The sequence below is a fragment of the Paraburkholderia sp. Tr-20389 genome (assembly GCF_017104565.1).
Classification (GTDB): domain Bacteria; phylum Pseudomonadota; class Gammaproteobacteria; order Burkholderiales; family Burkholderiaceae; genus Paraburkholderia.
Genome location: NZ_JAAGPD010000024.1, coordinates 39,311 through 58,006, shown reverse-complemented (window position 1 = coordinate 58,006; position 18,696 = coordinate 39,311). Strand labels below are relative to the sequence as shown.

Below are 18,696 nucleotides of genomic sequence, written 5' to 3'. Positions count from 1 at the left end.
CGGGCGGGGTGTACCGATGCCGAGCCGCTCTCCTTCGAGACGCCCGGGCCGTCGCGCGACGTTAACCCGGTAATGCCTTGAGCCACGCTTTCCATTCGTCCGACGCTTCCGCCTTGCGCCCTTCGGCCTGTCCGGGGCTGCTGCGCATCGTGCCCGCGCTGGACGGCGGCATCTGCCGCGTGAAGCTCGCGGGCGGCGAGTCGAGCGCAAGCCAGGCGCTCGCCATCGCCGACGCCATCGACGAGCACGCGTCCGGCATCGTCGACATTACCAATCGCGCGAACCTGCAACTGCGCGGCGTGAAGCGCGGCCATGAAAACGCACTCATCGCGGCGCTGCTCGATGCGGGCCTCGGTCCGCGCGACGCGGCGCATGCTCACGCCGACGACGTGCGCAACGTGATGGCGAGCCCCGCCGCAGGCTGCGATGCACACGCGCTGTACGACACGACCGCACTCGCCGCCGATCTTCTGACCTTGCTGCAAAACGACGCGCGTTGCGTGGCGTTGTCGCCGAAGTTCGCGCTGCTGCTCGATGGCGGCGAGCGTCTGATGATGCTCGACCATCCGCACGACATCTGGTTTTCGGCAATGCATCCAGTCGATCGCGCGGAGCCCATGCTCGCGTTCGGTCTCGCAGGCTGCCCCCCTGTGACCTCGGAACATGCCGCTGCGTTAGCTGCCGTCGCGGCGCCGGACGTGGTCACGTTGACGCGCGCGCTGCTGCACACGTTCCTCGATCTCGCCGCGCCCGATCACTCGCGCATGCGTGACGTGATCGCGGCGCATTCAATCGAACGCGTGCTCGCGCATGCCGAACGCGCAAGCGGCGTACGGGTGCTGCGCGATGAGTCGATCGAAAACTGGCGCCGCGAGCCCGCCGATGCATCGTGCAGATTCGGCTCCTGTCGGCAAAAGGATGGCCAGCGCTGGCACATCGGCGGTCAGCCCCCGCTCGGCCGCATGAACAGCGCCATGCTGCGCGGTCTCGCCGCCCTCACGCAAGCACAAGGCGCGACGCTGCGCATGACCCCGTGGCAAAGCATATTGCTCACTAACATCGACACAGCGAATCTCGACGCCGCGTTGCAAACGCTCGACGCACTCGGCCTCGTGACCACGACGCACAATCCGCTGTCGCGCGTGATCGCCTGTGCCGGATCAACAGGCTGCGCGAAGAGCCACGCGGACACGAAAGCCGACGCCGCGAGACTCGCCGCGCGCTTACCCGAACACACGCAAGTCCATCTGAGCGGCTGCCCGCGTTCATGCGCGGCCGCGCACCGCGCACCGTACACGCTGCTCGCGGTGCACGATGGCCGCTACGACCTCTACACCACACACGACCCGCGCGAATCGACAGGCTTTGGCCGCCTGCTTGCGCGCGGTCTGACGATCGACGAAGCGGCGGACCTCCTGAACACGTCCGCCGTGCCCCCTTTTGATGAGCCATTCGATGCCTGACTACATTCGCGACGGACAAGAAATCTATCGCCAGTCGTTCGCGACCATACGTGCGGAAGCCGACCTCTCGGCCATTCCCGCCGACCTCGAAAAGCTCGCCGTACGCGTGATTCACGCGTGCGGCATGGTCGATATCGTCGGCGATCTGCGTTTTTCGGACGGCGCGGGTCGCGCCGGACGCAACGCGCTGGCGAACGGCGCGCCCATTCTGTGCGACGCCCGCATGGTGGCCGAAGGCATCACGCGCGCGCGGCTGCCCGCGAACAACGACGTGATCTGCACGCTCGCCGATCCGTCCGTGCCCGCGCTTGCCCGCGAACTCGGCAACACGCGCTCGGCCGTCGCGCTCGAACTGTGGCGGCCGCATCTGGAAGGCAGCGTCGTCGTGATCGGCAACGCGCCGACCTCGCTGTTCTATCTGCTCGACATGCTCGATGCCGGCGCGCCGCGCCCGGCGCTGATTCTCGGCTTCCCCGTCGGCTTCGTCGGCGCGGCGGAATCGAAGGCGATGCTCGCCGCCGACAGCCGCGGCGTGCCTTTCGTCGCGGTGCACGGACGACGCGGCGGCAGCGCGATGGCCGCGGCCGCTGTCAACGCGCTCGCCACGGAGGTCGAATAAATGGCCGAACAGAACGTCACGCGCGGACGGCTTTACGGACTCGGCGTCGGTCCCGGCGATCCGGAACTGATCACCGTGAAGGCGCTGCGGCTGCTCAAGTCGGCGCACGTGGTCGCGTACTTCGTCGCGAAGGGCAAGAAAGGCAACGCGTTCTCGATCATCGAGGCGCATCTCTCGGCCGAGCAGGAACAGTTGCCGCTCGTCTATCCGGTTACGACGGAGGCGCTCGAACCGCCGCTCTCGTATGAAGCGATCATCGCCGACTTCTACGATACGGCGGCCGAAGTCGTCGCGAAGCATCTCGATGCGGGCCGCGACGTGGCTGTAATCTGCGAAGGCGATCCGTTCTTCTACGGCTCGTACATGTATCTGCACGACCGGCTCGCGAACCGGCTCGCGCCGCGTTTCGAGGCCGAAGTCGTGCCCGGCGTGTGCTCGATGCTCGGCGGCGTGGCCGTGCTCGGCCAGCCGCTCGTGTACCGCAACCAGACCTTGTCGGTGCTGTCGGGCGTGCTGCCCGAAGAGGAACTCAAGCGGCGTCTCGCCGCCGCCGACGCCGCCGTCGTGATGAAGCTCGGCCGCAACTTCGACAAGGTGCGCCGCGTGCTCGACGAACTCGGTCTCGCGGAGCGCGCGCTGTATGTCGAGCGCGCGACGATGGCCAACCAGCGCATCGTGCCGCTCGCCGACGTCGATCCGATGGCGTCGCCCTACTTCTCTCTGCTCGTCGTGCCGGGGGAAAAATGGCAAGGATGACGTCGCCGCCCGCGATCGTGATACTCGGCGTCGGCGCGCTCGACACCGCGAGGCGCGTGCAGGCGCTCTACCACGGCGCGAAGGTGCATGGCCTGCAAGGGCGCGTGAGCGAAGCCGATGTCGCGTATGCCGAGCTCGGCGAGCATCTGCGCGAACTGTATGCGAGCGGCACGCCCATCGTGGCGCTGTGCGCGGCGGGTATCGTGATCCGCTGCGTGGCGCCGCTGCTGTCGAACAAGGGGGCGGAGCCGCCTGTGCTCGCCGTCGCGGAAGACGGCAGTGCCGTCGTGCCGCTGCTCGGCGGGCTGTCCGGCGTGAACGTGATGGCGCGCGAGATCGCCACGGCCCTCGATGTGCCGCCCGCGATCACGACGAGCGGCGAACTGCGCTTCGGCGCGTGCGTGCTGAATCCGCCCGAAGGCTACGCGCTCGCGAGCCTCGACCAGGGCAAGCGCTTCGTGTCGGATTTGCTCGCGGGTGAAGCGACGCGTATCGAAGGCGACGCGCCGTGGCTCGACGACGTGCAACTTCCGCGCGCCGACGACGCCCGCCGCACGATTCGCGTGACGCCGCTCGCGTGGAGCGGCGCGACGGACGAACTGGTGATCCATCCGCGCAGCGTGGTCGTCGTGGTCGATGCAAACGTGACGGGCGACGCCTTGCACGAACGCCTGCTGGAAGCGGCGCGCGCGCAAGGGCTGGCCGCGCCATCGCTGGCGGTGCTGCTCGCTCCGGCTTCGCGGCTCGGCGATCCCGCGCTTCGAGAAGCGGCGGACGCGCTGCAAGTCGCGTTGCGCTTCGCAGCCGACAGCGACGGCGCGAGCAACGCGGCTGACATGCTCCGCCAGACCTTGCGCGTACCGCACGCCCCATTCGACGCGGGCACCTCCATCGCATTCGCCGCCGCCCATGGGCCGCTCGATCCCGCGACCGTGGGCCGCGCACGCGGCAAGCTGAGCGTGATCGGCCTCGGTCCCGGCGATGCATCGCTGATGGCGCCCGCGGCGCGCGCGGCGCTGACGCAGGCGACCGACATCCTCGGCTACGAAACCTACGTGAAGATGGCGGGCCCGTTCCGCACGGATCAGCGCGTGCACGGCACCGACAATCGGGAGGAAATGCAGCGCGCGCGCCATGCTTTCGAACTGGCCAGCGCGGGGCGTCATGTCGCGATGGTTTCATCGGGCGATCCGGGTGTGTTCGCGATGGCAGCCGCCGTGCTCGAAGCGCTCGACGAAGCGCAGGCCGACGCGCACTACGCGACGTGGTCCGCCGTCGAACTGGAGATCGTGCCCGGCGTGTCGGCCGCATTCGCGACGGCCGCGCAGGCGGGCGCGCCGCTCGGTCACGATTTCTGCGTGCTGTCCCTGTCGGACAACCTGAAGCCATGGGACGTGATCGAAACGCGTCTGCGGCATGCGGCCGAAGCCGATCTGGTGATGGCGTTCTATAACCCGATTTCACGCGCCCGCCCCTGGCAACTCGACAAGGCGCTCGATATCGTGCGCGATTTTCGCGCACCGTCGACCGTGGTAGTACTCGGCCGCGATATTGGACGGCCCGGTGCGACATTGAAAACCACGACACTCGCCGAACTGAAATCCGGCGATGTCGATATGCGCACGATGGTCATCGTCGGCTCGTCGGCCACGCGTGCGTTCCGCGCCGCCGAGGACGGCCGGGAGTGGGTTTACACGCCGCGCTGGTATGAATGAACACGAGATTAAACGTTTTCGTCCGCTTTAAATCAACGGGTTATGTCGACTGAATAGCCTGCTGAATGGCAGTTTGATAACGCGTTTAAAAAGAAATTAAAGTTTTTCAGAAACGCGACGTATACAGCAGTTATCTCCAGCCAAAGCTTCATTCGTCCAGCATGCAAACCAGTGAAGACACCGTCGACACAGTCGCAGACGCGCCCGTCCCGTCCCGTCAGCTCGCGCCCGACGCCGTGCCCGTCGGCGAGCCGCTCGCGTTCCCGGTCGTCGATAGCGACGGCACGCTGCTGTTCGAACGCGGCGCGGTCGTGATCGGCGCAGAGGAACACCGTTTTCTGTTCCAGCACTTCAAGCCACAGCGCGGCGACCTGAGCGCGGTCACGCAAGGGGGCTCGGCCGCTGCCCTGTCCGCCGCCAAACAGCAGGCCGACGCCGATTCGCTCGCGCTGAAGGACATGCACCTGACCATCGGTGCGCTGATCGGCGTGCGTTCGCAAGTGGGAATGGGTGCGCCGATGCATCCGTCGCGCATCATCGGCTTCGCGCCGAACGAGTCGCTGTTCGTGACGCCGCCGCTCGTCGACGGCAAGGCGATGCAGCTGGCCGTCGGCGAAAACGTCGAGATCGTCGCGATTGCGAGCCAGGCCGTGTTCCGCTTCGTGTGTACCGTCGATTCCGTTTGCCAGGTGCCTTTCCACTATCTCGTGCTGTCGAAGCCGGGCGTGGTCCGCCGTCTGCGCGAGCGCAAGTCGGTGCGCGTGCGCGCGAACCTGCCGCTGCGCTTCGGCATCGACGCGGACGGCACGGGCTACGAAAGCCTCGGCCTCGTGCAAAGCGTGAGCGCGATGGGCATGTCGTTCTCCGCGCCGTGGACGGTCGGCGAAGTCGGCAAGCGCATCCGCGTTGCGTTCACGCTGCGCTCGAAGGATCTGGAGACGTCGATCGAAACCACGGCGATCATCCGCAATGTGCAGGCGGGCCCGGCACCCGGTGACCCGTCGACGCACGGCATCGAATTCGAGAAGCTCGATCAGGTCGAGCAGATGGCGCTGAAGGTCTACGTCTTCGACCGGATCGACGATGTGATCTTCTGGACGAGTGGTCCGAAGTAAGGAACCCGGCTCGGTCCAATAGAAAAACGGCCCGGTCATCGCTGATGACCGGGCCGTTTGCCTTGTGGACCGCACGAACGGCATGCGGCCCCGAGGTTACGTTGCGTGTCGTTACGGCTGTGCCGGCGCCGGTTGCGACTGCGTCGGCATCTGCCACTGCTTGCGCAGCTGCAACTGCTGCTGCGCAAGCGGCAACGGCTGCTGTTGCGCTGGCGCCTGAGCACGCTGAGGCTGGGTCGGCTGCGGCGCTTGCGCCATCCGCTGCGAACCCGCCTCCTGCGCGGGCACGGAAGCGGCAGTCTGCCCGCTCACGCGAATCTCCACGCGCCGGTTCGGCGCCAGACACGCGATCACGGAAGACTTCTTCGGCCCCGGGCACATGACCACAGGCGCCGTCGAACCCGCGCCTCGCACGTCGAAGCGCACAGCATCCACGCCGCGCTGCTTCAACGCGTCGGCGACGGCCTGCGCGCGGCGCCGCGACAGATCGCGGTTGTGCGCGACCGAGCCGAAGCGGTCCGTATAGCCGATCACGGTGACGACGTCGATTGCCTTCACACGCTTCAGGTTCAACGCGAGCAAGTCGACGGCCTCGATGCCTTCCGCCTTCAGCTTCGCGCTGTCGAAATCGAACAGCGCATCCGCGGACAGCGAGATCGGCTTCTCGGGCAGCGGCGTCTCCGCAGCCGGAGGCGGCGGAGGCGGCGGTGCGCAATGGTCGAGCTCGTCGTTGACCTGCACGCTCAGCTTCTTCGCGCGCTCGATCGCCTCCCAGCCGTGCACCCAGTGCGTGCCGTGCGTTTCGTCCTGCTCTTTCCAGACTTCGTCCGTCAACGCGAGCAGACGCCCTGCCGATTCGCCCTTGCACGTCGATGACGCCGCGCGGGCGTTGGTGGCTTCGATCTCACGGATCGCCTGCACCCACTTCTCGCGGGTCGGCCAGTTCTTCGCCGCGTACAACGCCTGCCACGGCGCGCCGTTGTCGATCAGAAAGCGTGCATCGCCGAGCGCACGGTTCGCCGCATCGTTGTACACATGCGAAACGAGCACATGACTATCCTGCCGCTCCGCGATTTCGAGGAAGCCTTCGGCCGCCCCGCGCCGATAAGGATCGGCGATGCGCTGCGCCAATGGCGTCAGCGCCTGGACCTGACTCGAGATGCTGTCCGCGAACGCCGGTGCGGCAAAAGCCGCCGCCAGCGTCGCGGCGAGCGTCATGAAGACCGGGCCGCGTAGTTTTGGTGTTTTCATCGTTTTTCTCCCCGCCCGCCGCGCTCATCGCGCGGCGGGCTGGTCACGCCTTTAGAACCCGAACGTCGCGCCGACCGAAGCGCCCGTGCTTGCGCCGTAGCCCGTCGAGCGGGTCACGTGCGCGTTCACCAGCAAACGGTCGCTGACCCAGTAGTTCGCACCGAGCGCGATGGCAGCAGCGCCGCCATACGTACCCGCAGCCGCCGACATCTGGAAGTTGCCCTCTGCCCGTGCATTCGGGATCAGCGACGTTGCCGCCATCGCCGCCGCGCCGAGCGAGTTCATCTTCTTGTCGAGGTTGTTGATCTGCTGGTTCGTGTACGCGTTCGCGGACTGGACACCCTGGGTGACCTTGTCGTCGACCGATGCGTTTGCCTGCGCAATCGCGTCGTTCAACTGGCCAACGTTGACGGCGTCCGTGGACGAGGTACCCGCGGCGACGTTCGTGACGCGGCGCTGCTGCGTAGCCGAGCCGACCGACACCGTGTTGTCCTGATCCGCGACGGAACCCGCGCCGAGGGCAACGGAGTTGTTGCCGCTCGCCGTCGAGTTCGCGCCGATTGCCGTCGACGTGTTGCCCGACGCGTTTGCGAGCGCACCCATTGCGGTGGCGTGCGTGCCACTTGCCTTGGCTGCCTCGGTGCTGCGGTCGCCGTCGCCGACGAACAGCGTATCGACACCCGTACCCGCGTTCGTGATGTTGTTGACCTGAGCCTGCAACGCCGCGTACTGCGAGTAGTTGACCGCATCGTTCGACTGCGTGCCCGCTGCGACGTTGTGGATCGTCACAGGTGCCGCGTTGGACGTACCGTCACCCAGCGTGATGCTGCTGTAGTCGGTCGAACCGTCGGACTTCGTGTCGTACGTCACGACAGCCTTCGTCTTGCCGGCCGGGTCGATGATGCCCGCCGCCTGCAACTGGCCGACGTTGACAGCATCCGTTGTCGCTACGCCTGCTGCGACACCCGACAGAACGCGAGCGCCCGCCGTACCCGTGAAGTCGACAACCGAACCGTCCGTCTTCGACGCAACGAGGATGTTGCTGCCCGGCTTGTCCTGCGTAACCATGCCGGTGCCGACTTCGTTGATCTGCGTCTGCAGGTTCGTGATGTCCGTGCTGTTCGCATAGACACGGGCGTCGAGGTTGGTGATCGCACCGCCGATCGTCGTGACCGTCTTGCCGCCCACGATGTACGTCGGGTTGCTGATCGTGCCGTTGCTGTTCACCGTCGAACCGCCGCCGATCACGTTCGCCGCCGATGCCGCCACGTTGTACAGCTGCGAGCCGTTCACCGCGTCGAAGCTCGCCGCGTTCACCTTGCCTGCCGCTACACCCGTGAGGACGCGTTGGCCGGCCGTACCCGTAAAGTCGACGATCGAACCGTCCGTCTTCGATGCAACGAGGATATTGCTGCCCGGACCGTCCTGCGTCACGAGACCGATGCCGCCCTTGTTGATCTGCGTCGTCAGGTTCGTGATGTCCGTGCTGTTCGCAATGACACGCGCGTCGAGGTTCGTGATCGCGCCGGCGACGTTGGTCACCGTCGTACCGCCGACATTGAACGTCGGGTTGCTGATCGTACCGTCGCTGTTCACCGTCGAACCGCCGCCGATCACGTTCGCAGCCGAAGCCGCCACGTTGTACAGCTGCGTGCCGTTCACGGCATCCGAGCTGGATGCGTTCACGTCGCCTGCTGCCAGCTTGGTGATCTTCGTGCCGTTGGCGCCCTTCAGCGTGATCTGGCTGTTGGTGGCGTCGTCATACACGACACCCAGTACATTGCCCGATCCCGCAGCGTTGCTCAGTGCCGACAGCGCTTCGCCGACGTTGGTGTACGTCGAGCCGCCGAACGTGTACTGCGGAGCCGTGATCGCGCCCGTCGTCGTATTGACCGACGCGCCGCCGCCCAGCGCCTGAGCCGTCGATGCGCCCTGTGCGAACAGCTGAGAACCGTTGACTGCTTCCGTGCTGGTTGCATTCAACGCGCCTGCCGTCAGACCGGTGATCTTCGTGCCGTTCGCGCCCTTCAGCGTGATCTGATCCTTCGTCTGGGTGTCGTAGTCGACAGCGAGCGGATCGCCGCCCGATGCGATACGCGTATCCAGCGACGACAACGCTGCGCCTACGTTGACGTAGGTGCTGCCTGCCAGCGAGTAGGCCGGTGCCACGACTGCGCCCGTGGTCGGGTTGATCGTTGCGCCGCCGCCCAGTGCGCTGACTGCGCCCGTGAGCTGCGAGACGTTGACGGCATCAGTCTTCTGCGTGCCTGCTGCGACGTTGATGATCTGGCGTTGCAGCGAACTGCTACCCACGGCGAGCACGTTGGCACGGCCGCCGTCGGCACTGGCGTAACCGAGCACGACGCTATTCGAACCCGACGCGACAATGTTCGCACCGATGCCCAGCGTGTTCGGGCCACCGACCTTCACATTACTGCCGATCGCCATGGCGTTGTCGGCCAGGACCGTCGTGCTGTTGGTGCCAATTGCGATTGCGTTGTTCGCCATCGCCGAGACGTTCGTCCCGATCGCGACAGAACCCACGCCGTCCACGGCGACCTGCTGGCCGATACCGACGGAAGACGTGCCGAGCACTTGCGCATTGCCGCCGATTGCGACCGCATAGTCAGCCGTCGACTGGGAGTTCAGGCCGATCGCGAGCGAATCGGTACCCGACGCCGTCATCATGCCGCCCTTGTTCGTCGGTCCCGCGACCAGCATCTGATCAGGTGTCAGACTCGAATTGATGGGGTCGCCCAACAATGCGGTCGACCTGACTGACGACGAAAGCAGCTTCGGCTGAGATACCGTCGAACTCAGATTCAGATTGGCGATGGCCGATTGGATATCCGAGTTCACCTGGCCAACCGTGGCTGCGTCCGTTGCGTTGACACCATCGGCCACGTTCACAATACGACGCTGCGTGAAGGCATTGCCCACCGCGAAGGTGTTGATGTCGGAAGCCTGCGAGCCGTAACCGATCGCAACCGTGTTCAACGCGCTGGCAATCGAACCGCGTCCGATCGCGAGCGCACCATTCGCACTCGCGATAGCGTTGCCGCCGATCGCGATGGAATCCGTACCGGATGCCTGCGATTTTGCTGCCGTGCTCGGACCGAAGTTGATGTACTTCAGGTTCGTCTGCAAGTTGCTCGATGCGCTCAGGAAGGCCCCCAGCGCGTCGCCGACGTTCGAATAGGTCGCGCCAAGCACGTTGTACGCCGGAGCAACGATTGCGCCCGTCGTCGGATTGACCGACGCGCCTGCACCCAGCGCCGCCGTGACGCCTGCGAGCTGCGACACGTTGACCGCATCGGTCGCGTTCGTACCGGCAGCCATGTTCACGACCTGGCGTTGCGCGCTCGATGAGCCCACCGACACCGTGCTCGCACGATCAGCCAGCGAGTTGGCACCCAACGCGACTGCGTTGCTTGCCGTCGCCATAGCGTTCGGACCTGCCGCGACACTATCCGTACCCGTTGCCGATGCACCCGCCAGTGACGAGTTCACCTGGAAGTACTTCATGTTCGCGCCGCCGCTGCTGATGTTGTTGACGACGTTGGTCAGGTTCGACAGGTTGTTGCCGACGTTGTTGACCTTCGCGTCTTCCGCCATCAACTGGCTGACGTTCACCGCATCCGTTGCCGCCGCGCCTGCTGCGACGTTCGTCACACGGCGAGCGAGGCTTGCATTGCCCACGGACACTTCGCCCGCAGCCGTTGCGCCTGCCAGCGTGCCGCTACCCGGATTGAACGCAGCGGCCGACAGGTTGGCCGTGGTCGTCGAGCTTGCGCCCAGCGCCACCGAGTTCGAGGCCGACGAAATGGCAGCACCGCCGATCGCCACCGAATTCGCACCCGATGCCGTCGAATCCGCCAGCGTCGAGTTCGCGTGGAAGTACTTGATGCCGCCGCCGAGATTGATGTTGTTGATGCGTGCATCAATGCTGGTCAGCGCGCCCGCGACGTTGTTCGACGTCGAACCTGCGACGTTGTACGTCGGGTTCGTGATCGAGCCGTTCGACGGGTTGTAGGTCGAACCGCCGCCCAGCGCTGCTGCCGTAGCTGCACCTTCTGCGTTGACCTTGGCGTCTTCCGACATCAGCTGGCTGACGTTCACCGCATCCGTTGCCGCCGAGCCTGCTGCCAGGTTCGTGATGCGACGCTCTGCGCCTGCGTAGCCCACCGAGACTTCGCCTGCTGCCGTCGTGCCCGACAGCGTTGCGCTACCCGGGTTATACGCGGCTGCCGACAGGTTGGCCGTGGTCGTCGAGTTCGTACCCAGCGCCACCGAGTTCGCCGCCGAAGCAATGGCTGCACCGCCGATCGCCACCGCGTTCGCACCCGATGCCGTCGAGTCCGCCAGCGTCGAGTTCGCGTGGAAGTACTTGATGCCTCCGCCGTTGATGACGTTGTTGTTGAAGACGTTGTTGAGGTACGTGATCGAGTTGCCGAGGTTGTTCATACGACCATCGACGCCCGTCAGTGCACCTGCGACGTTGTTGTAGGTCGCGCCTGCAACGTTGTACGTCGGGTTCGTGATCGAGCCGTTCGACGGGTTGTACGACGAACCGCCGCCCAACGCTGCTGCCGTCGCCACACCTTGAGCGTTGACCTTCGCGTCTTCCGACATCAGCTGGCTGACGTTCACCGCATCCGTTGCCGCCGAGCCTGCTGCCAGGTTCGTGATGCGACGCTCTGCGCCTGCGTAGCCCACCGAGACTTCGCCTGCTGCCGTCGTGCCCGACAGCGTTGCGCTACCCGGGTTATACGCGGCTGCCGACAGGTTGGCCGTGGTCGTCGAGTTCGTACCCAGCGCCACCGAGTTCGCCGCCGTTGCGCTGGCGTTGTAGCCCACCGCGATTGCGTTGGTGCCTGCAGCGGTCGCTTGCGGGCCCACAGCGATTGCGTTCGTGCCCGATGCCACCGAATCCACCAGCGACGAGTTGGCGTGGAAGTACTTCATACTGCCGCCGCCGGCCGCCATGTTGTTGACGGTGTTGCTCAGGTTGCTCAGGTTGTTGCTGACGCCGTTGACCTTCTGGTCTTCCGCCATCAACTGGCTGACGTTTACCGCATCCGTTGCCGAGTAACCTGCCGCGACGTTCGTGATGCGGCGTTCTGCACCTTGCGCGCCGATCGACACTTCACCTGCTGCCGTGGAACCCGAGATCGAGAAGCCGCCCGGTGCGAAGCCTGCCGTCGACAGCGTGGCCGAGCTTGCCACCGAATTGGAACCAAGCGCCACCGAGTTCGACGTGTTCGCGACCGCATTGCCGCCGATTGCAACCGAATCCACGCCCTTCGCCGCCGAATCAGCCAGCGTCGAGTTCGTGTGGAAGTACTTGATGCCACCGCCGTTCGTGATGTTGTTCACCACGTTGGTGACGTTCATCACGTTGTTGTTGATCGCCGTCTCGCCTGCGTCGAGTGCAGTCAGTGCAGCGCCTACGTTGTTGAACGTGTTACCCGCGACGTTGTACGTCGGTGCCACGATCGCGCCCGTCGTCGGGTTGACCGTTGCGCCGCCGCCCAGTGCCTTCGTCACGCCCGTAAGCTGCGAGACGTTGACGGCGTCGGTTGCCGCATATCCTGCTGCGACGTTGATGATCTGGCGTTGCTGCGTACCGCTACCGACCGAGACAACATTGGCACGAGCGCCGTCCGCGCTGCCATAACCCAGCGTGACGCTGTTGGAACCCGACGCGATGATGTTGGTGCCGATTGCGAGCGTGTTCGGGCCACCCACCTTCGTGTTGTTACCGATGGCGATGCCGCCGTTAGCCAGTACGGTCGTAGCGTTATTGCCGATTGCAATTGCGTTGTCCGCCATTGCCGACACGTTCGTACCGATCGCAACGGAGTTGACGCCGTCCACCGCGACCAGCTGGCCGATACCGACGGAAGACGTGCCGAGCACCTGTGCATTGCCGCCGATTGCGACCGCATAGTCTGCCGTCGACTGGGAGTTCAGGCCGATTGCGAGCGAATCGGTACCCGACGCCGTCATCATGCCGCCCTTGTTCGTCGGTCCCGCGACGATCATCTGATCCGGCGTCAGGCTCGAAGTCGAGCTGGCGCCCAGAAGCTGCGTCGACCGTACCGACGACGTGAGCATTGCCGGCTTGGCTTGTACCGTGCTCAGATTGAGATTGGCGATCGCCGTCTGGATATCCGAGTTCACCTGTCCGACCGTCGCCGCATCGGTGGCACTGATGCCGTCGGCCACGTTGACGATGCGGCGCTGCGTAAACGCGTTACCCACGGCAAACGTGTTGGGATCCGTAGCCTGAGAACCGTAACCCAGCGCCACAGAGTTCACGCCGCTGGCAAGCGCACTGCGCCCGATCGCAACCGCGCCATCCGCACTAGAGATAGCGTTGCCGCCGATAGCCACAGAATCGCTACCCGACGCCTGCGCCGATGCCGCATTGCTCTGACCGAACTTGATGTACTTCAGGTTCTGAACAATGTTCGACGTATTGTTGTTGATGCTGGCAAGCGCATCGCCGACATTGGTATACGTCTGGTTGTAGACGTTGAACGTCGGCTGTGCGATGGACCCATCCGCCTTCACCGATGCACCGCCGCCCAGTGCCGTTGTGACGCCCGAAAGCTGCGACACGTTGACGGCGTCCGTTGCCGCCGTACCGGCTGCCATGTTGACGATCTGGCGCTGTGCCGTCGACGAGCCGACCGACACCGTATTCGCGCGATCCGCCACCGAGTTCGCGCCCAATGCCACTGCACTGCTTGCGCTAGCCGATGCCGCCGGACCTGCTGCAACGCTGTCCGTACCCGTCACCGTCGAGTCTGCCAGCGTCGAATTCGCGTGGAAGTACTTCAGGTTGCCGGGGTTGACGCCGTTGCCGAGGTTGTTGACGGTGTTGCTGAGGTTATTGACCCGTCCGTCTTCCGCCATCAACTGGCTGAGGTTGACCGCATCCGTTGCCGAGTAGCCGGCTGCGACGTTCGTGATGCGACGCTCTGCGCCTGCCTTGCCGATCGAAAGTTCACCGCCCGCAGCGCTCGCAGCCGAGATCGCCGCGCCGCCCGGATTGAAACCGCTCGATGCTAGCGTCGTCGCGTTCGCGACCGAGTTCGAACCCAGCGCGACCGAGTTCGAGCCAACTGCGTTTGCCTTCTGACCGATAGCGGACGAGCCGTTACCCGAAGCGATGGCCGTGTCGCCGACCGCGAGCGCGCTCTGACCGGAGGCTGTCGATTGCGTACCGACAACGACCGAATACAGCCCGCTTGCCAGTGTCGTGTCGCCGAACGCAGAACTTTGATCGGTCAACGCCCGCGCTGCAACGCCAACGGCGACCGCCGAATCGCCCACCGCTGTGGAGACGTTGCCAACGGCGACACCCCAACCGCCTGTCGCCGAGGCGCCCGCTCCAAGCGCTGTCGCGGCACCCGAGCTTGCGACTGCCGCACCACCGATTGCAACAGCATCGCTGGCCGTCGCACTCGAATCCGCCAGCGCCGAATTGGCGTGGAAGTACTTGATGCCGCCGCCGTTCACGATGTTGTTCACCGTGTTGGTGACGTTCGTGACGTTGTTGCCCAGGTTGGTAACGCGCGCGTCGATGTTCGTGACGTTGTTACCCAGGTTGGTGACACGCGCATCGATGTTCGTCAACGCACCCGCGACGTTGTTGAACGTCGTGCCGCTCATGTTGTACGTCGGGTTCGTGATCGCGCCCGTCGTCGTGTTATAGGTCGCCCCGCCGCCCAGTGCTGCGGCTGTCGATGCGCCTTCCGCGTTGACCTTCGCGTCTTCCGACATCAACTGGCTGAGGTTGACCGCATCCGTTGCCGAGTAGCCGGCTGCGACGTTCGTGATGCGACGCTCTGCGCCTGCCTTGCCGATCGAAAGTTCACCGCCCGCAGCCGTCGCGGCTGCGATCGCCGCGCCGCCCGGATTGAAACCGCTCGATGCAAGCGTCGTCGCGTTCGCGACCGAGTTCGAACCCAGCGCGACCGAGTTCGAGCCAACTGCGTTTGCCTTCTGACCGATAGCGGACGAGCCGTTACCCGAAGCGATGGCCGTGTCGCCGACCGCGAGCGCGCTCTGACCGGAGGCTGTCGATTGCGTACCGACAACGACCGAATACAGCCCGCTTGCCAGTGTCGTGTCGCCGAACGCAGAACTTTGATCGGTCAACGCCCGCGCTGCAACGCCAACGGCGACCGCCGAATCGCCCACCGCTGTGGAGACGTTGCCAACGGCGACACCCCAACCGCCTGTCGCCGAGGCGCCCGCTCCAAGCGCTGTCGCGGCACCCGAGCTTGCGACTGCCGCACCACCGATTGCAACAGCATCGCTGGCCGTCGCACTCGAATCCGCCAGCGCCGAATTGGCGTGGAAGTACTTGAGGCTGGTCGGCGTACTGCCGATGTTGTTGACGCGTGCGTCGAGGTTCGTCAGCGCACCCGCGACGTTGTTGAACGTCGTGCCGCTCATGTTGTACGTCGGGTTCGTGATCGCGCCCGTCGTCGTGTTGTACGACGCGCCGCCGCCGAACGCCGCTGCCGTCGACACGCCTTGCGCGTTGACCTTCGCGTCTTCCGACATCAACTGGCTGAGGTTCACGGCATCCGTTGCCGAGTAGCCGGCTGCGACGTTCGTGATGCGACGCTCTGCGCTTGCCTGGCCGATCGAAAGTTCACCGCCCGCAGCCGTCGCAGCCGCGATCGCCGCGCCGCCCGGATTGAAGCCGCTCGATGCAAGCGTCGTCGAGTTCGCGACCGAGTTCGAACCCAGCGCGACCGAGTTCGAGCCGACTGCGTTTGCCTTCTGACCGAAAGCGGACGAGCCGTTACCCGAAGCGATAGCCGTGTCGCCGACCGCGAGCGCGCTCTGACCGGAGGCTGTCGATTGCGTACCGACAACGACCGAATACAGTCCGCTTGCGGTTGTCAGATCGCCGAATGCAGAGCTTTGCGAGGCCAACGCGCGCGCGGCAGAACCCACGGCGACTGACTGGGAACCCGCCGCTGTGGAGTTAGCGCCGACGGCGAGGCTGTGATCCGCCGAAGCCGAGGCGCCAAGACCAATCGCTGTCGCGGCGCCATTGCTTGCGACTGCCCCACCGCCAATTGCAACAGCCTCCGCGCCGCTTGCACTCGAATCCGCCATCGTCGAATTGGCGTGGAAGTACTTGAGGCTGGTCGGCGTACTGCCGATATTGTTGACGGTATTGCTGAGGTTGTTGACGCGGCCGTCTTCGGCCATCAACTGGCTGACGTTGACGGCGTCGGTTGCCGAATAGCCGGCTGCGACATTCGTGATGCGGCGCGCCGCACCCGAGCTGCCGACCGACAACTCACCCGCTGCCGTCGAGCCCGAGATCGTGGCGCCGCCCGGTGCGAAGCCGGCCGAGCCGAGCGTCGTCGAGTTCGCGACCGAGTTCGAACCCAGCGCCACCGAGTTCGAGGTGGTCGCATTCGCACCCGTGCCCATTGCGATTGCGTTCTGCGCCGCAGCCGTCGCCGACTGGCCCAAGGCGATAGCCGAACTGCCCGTGGCAGCAGCGACGTAGCCCATCGCCACCGAACCGCTGGCGGCATTCGAGGTGTAGCCGACGGCGACCGCGTTGCTCGCCGCCTTGGTCGCATAGCCGATTGCCGTGCCTTCGTAACCCGTCGTCGTCGCGTACGCGCCGAGTGCCGTGTTTGCGCCCCAGACGTTGTCGCCGTTCGCGTTGGCCTGATAGCCGACGGCGACGCTCGCCATCGAGCCGTTTGCCTGTGCACCGCCGCCAATCGACACATCGCCGGTCGCGCTCGCCACTGCCGCGCCACCGATTGCAACAGCCTCCGTGCCGGTTGCCGTCGAATCCGCCGCCGTCGAATTGGCGTGGAAGTATTTGAGGCTGCTGGTGTTGCTGCCGTTGCCGAGGTTATTGACGGTGTTACTGAGATTGTTGACGCGTCCGTCTTCGGCCATCAACTGGCTGACGTTGACGGCGTCGGTTGCCGAATAACCGGCTGCAACGTTCGTGATGCGGCGCGCCGCACCCGTGCTGCCGACCGATACCTCGCCTGCTGCCGCGGAGCCCGATAGCGTGGCGCCGCCCGGTGCGAAGCCGGTCAAGCTAAGAGTCGTCGAATTCGCGACCGAATTCGAACCCAGCGCGACCGAGTTCGAACCGACGGCCGTCGAGTTCCCACCCAATGCGATTGAGTTATAGCCTGTGGCAGTGCTCGACATGCCTACGCTAGTCGAATTCGTCCCTGACGCTGTGGAATACGATCCCAACGCTGTCGAATTCGTCCCATTTGCAACTGTATGTTCACCGAAAGCGGACGCATCTGATGCAGTGGCGAACGCAAAACCTACGGCCGTGGACTCATATCCACTTGCGACGCTCGACGTGCCTAAGGAAACCGCAAACGAGGCAGTGGCCGACGCCGACTGGCCCAGTGCAACGGCACCATATGCGTTCGCAAGGCTGTTACCGCCGAGAGCTTCCGCGTATCCAATAGCGGAGCCTCCGTCGACCCCGCCCGCATGCGCCGACAAGGATGCAAAAAGACTTGCTCCTGTAGCAAGCACGCTCATTGCCGTTCGAGTTTTCGTCTTGCCGCGACCCTTGGCGTTCTCTTGTACCGCCATCCAGGTTCCCGTCGCGTCATTCCAGACCGATCTATACGTCTTATTCATTCGTTATCCTATTTACCTGAACTGATATTTCTCTAAATCTGCAGCGATTAGGTGGAAAACCCATCTCTTCAAACGATCGCGTGTGGATGACCACGCATGAATAGCAATCTCTCTCGCCAACGCACAAAGAAATAGCTACCTCGCACGGCATTGACCGACGCGCCCTGAACGGTATGAAAACCGGAAACAATCAGTAATAGGACAACTCTGAACAGAGAATACGTCTCACCACATTTCGAAGTAGTACTACATTAAATGAATGCGGAAATAGAAGAAATTCGAAGCATGCCGACGATGTCGGACTTATTCGAATGCACAGTCTTGCTCGTTCTTGGCGAACGCAATATCGAATGCTTGAGGCTGCGCGAGAGACAATCGCCCGCGCTTCAAGAAACGCACGGCGTGTCGAATGGAATCGCGATCAACGAGGCAGATTCCGGTTTAACTAGCTTAAACGCGAGCGAATACCCGATAAGCAATGGAGTCAGCGTCCCACGCGTTTGCGAGGTGAGCGCATCGATCAAGCCGTACCTGCCCGTCGTCGAAATCAACGAATACGACGCGATCCGCATCGGAAGGACGAACGGGCGTCCCGCTACTGCGCCCATCGGTGAGAATCCACAGCCAGCGCTGCTGCGCAGGCTTTACCAACGCGGCCTGCTGGAGCAACCCTGCCGCCGTCTCGACGCCGGATACCAGCGGCGTCCCACCGCCACCACCCACGGGCTCGATCCATCGCTCGTTCCACCAGCGCGGCACGGTAGGCCGCAGGCGCACACGCGCCCCATCGCCGCCGAAGCAAACCAGCGCGACCTCGGCGCGTGCGATACGCGCCTGATCGAACAGCGCGACAAGAATGCCCTTGGCAAGCGCGAGCCTCTGCCCGGCCATCATCGAAGCCGAGCAATCCAGCAAAAAGCAATGCAGCACGCCGCCTTGTGCTTCCTCGCGCACAAAGCGGAAATGATCGGCAGTCAAACGCTCATTGCGTTTCGCGGCAAGTGTGCGTGGCCAGTCGACACGAGCCGTAGCCGCGCCATCGAGCGCCGCATCGCCCGCGCCTTGCCGCCACCGAAAACCGCTGCGCATTGCACGCGCGGCTGCGC

8 protein-coding genes are annotated in these 18,696 nt (G+C 64.6%); 5 read left to right on the top strand and 3 right to left on the bottom strand.

From position 1 onward, the window contains the following. The first annotated feature begins 77 nt into the window (after positions 1 to 77). The 5 genes from cobG to G3N95_RS21350 all read left to right on the top strand — a co-directional run bounded on the left by cobG (position 78) and on the right by G3N95_RS21350 (position 5,668). On the top strand, positions 78 to 1,463 hold the full coding sequence (gene cobG, locus G3N95_RS21370; protein WP_205972058.1) for a precorrin-3B synthase: 1,386 nt from the start codon (positions 78 to 80) through the stop codon (positions 1,461 to 1,463). Beyond that, positions 1,456 to 2,082 (top strand): precorrin-8X methylmutase, encoded by a 627-nt coding sequence (locus G3N95_RS21365; protein WP_205972057.1) that lies wholly within the window; start codon positions 1,456 to 1,458, stop codon positions 2,080 to 2,082. Before cobG ends, G3N95_RS21365 begins: the two co-directional genes overlap by 8 nt. Then, on the top strand, positions 2,083 to 2,838 hold the full coding sequence (locus tag G3N95_RS21360; protein WP_205972056.1) for a precorrin-2 C(20)-methyltransferase: 756 nt from the start codon (positions 2,083 to 2,085) through the stop codon (positions 2,836 to 2,838). After that, positions 2,826 to 4,553: a precorrin-3B C(17)-methyltransferase gene (gene cobJ, locus G3N95_RS21355; protein ID WP_241018796.1), complete on the top strand. Its 1,728-nt coding sequence runs from the start codon at positions 2,826 to 2,828 to the stop codon at positions 4,551 to 4,553. The genes G3N95_RS21360 and cobJ overlap by 13 nt, the downstream gene beginning before the upstream one ends. Before the next feature lie 161 nt (positions 4,554 to 4,714). Then, positions 4,715 to 5,668: a flagellar brake protein gene (locus G3N95_RS21350; protein WP_205972055.1), complete on the top strand. Its 954-nt coding sequence runs from the start codon at positions 4,715 to 4,717 to the stop codon at positions 5,666 to 5,668. A gap of 111 nt (positions 5,669 to 5,779) precedes the next feature. Here G3N95_RS21350 and G3N95_RS21345 read toward each other — a convergent pair whose 3' ends face one another. From G3N95_RS21345 to G3N95_RS21335, 3 genes are all read right to left on the bottom strand, one after another. Then, complete coding sequence (locus tag G3N95_RS21345) at positions 5,780 to 6,919, bottom strand: OmpA family protein (protein WP_205972054.1); 1,140 nt, start codon at positions 6,917 to 6,919, stop codon at positions 5,780 to 5,782. A gap of 51 nt (positions 6,920 to 6,970) precedes the next feature. Beyond that, entirely contained in the window at positions 6,971 to 17,488 is a 10,518-nt protein-coding gene (locus G3N95_RS21340; protein WP_346778388.1) for a YadA-like family protein, read from the bottom strand. 552 nt (positions 17,489 to 18,040) lie between these two features. Beyond that, positions 18,041 to 18,679 carry a VWA domain-containing protein gene (locus tag G3N95_RS21335; protein WP_205972052.1) on the bottom strand — a complete coding sequence of 213 codons (639 nt, stop codon included), beginning with the start codon at positions 18,677 to 18,679 and terminating at the stop codon, positions 18,041 to 18,043. Positions 18,680 to 18,696 lie beyond the last annotated feature (17 nt).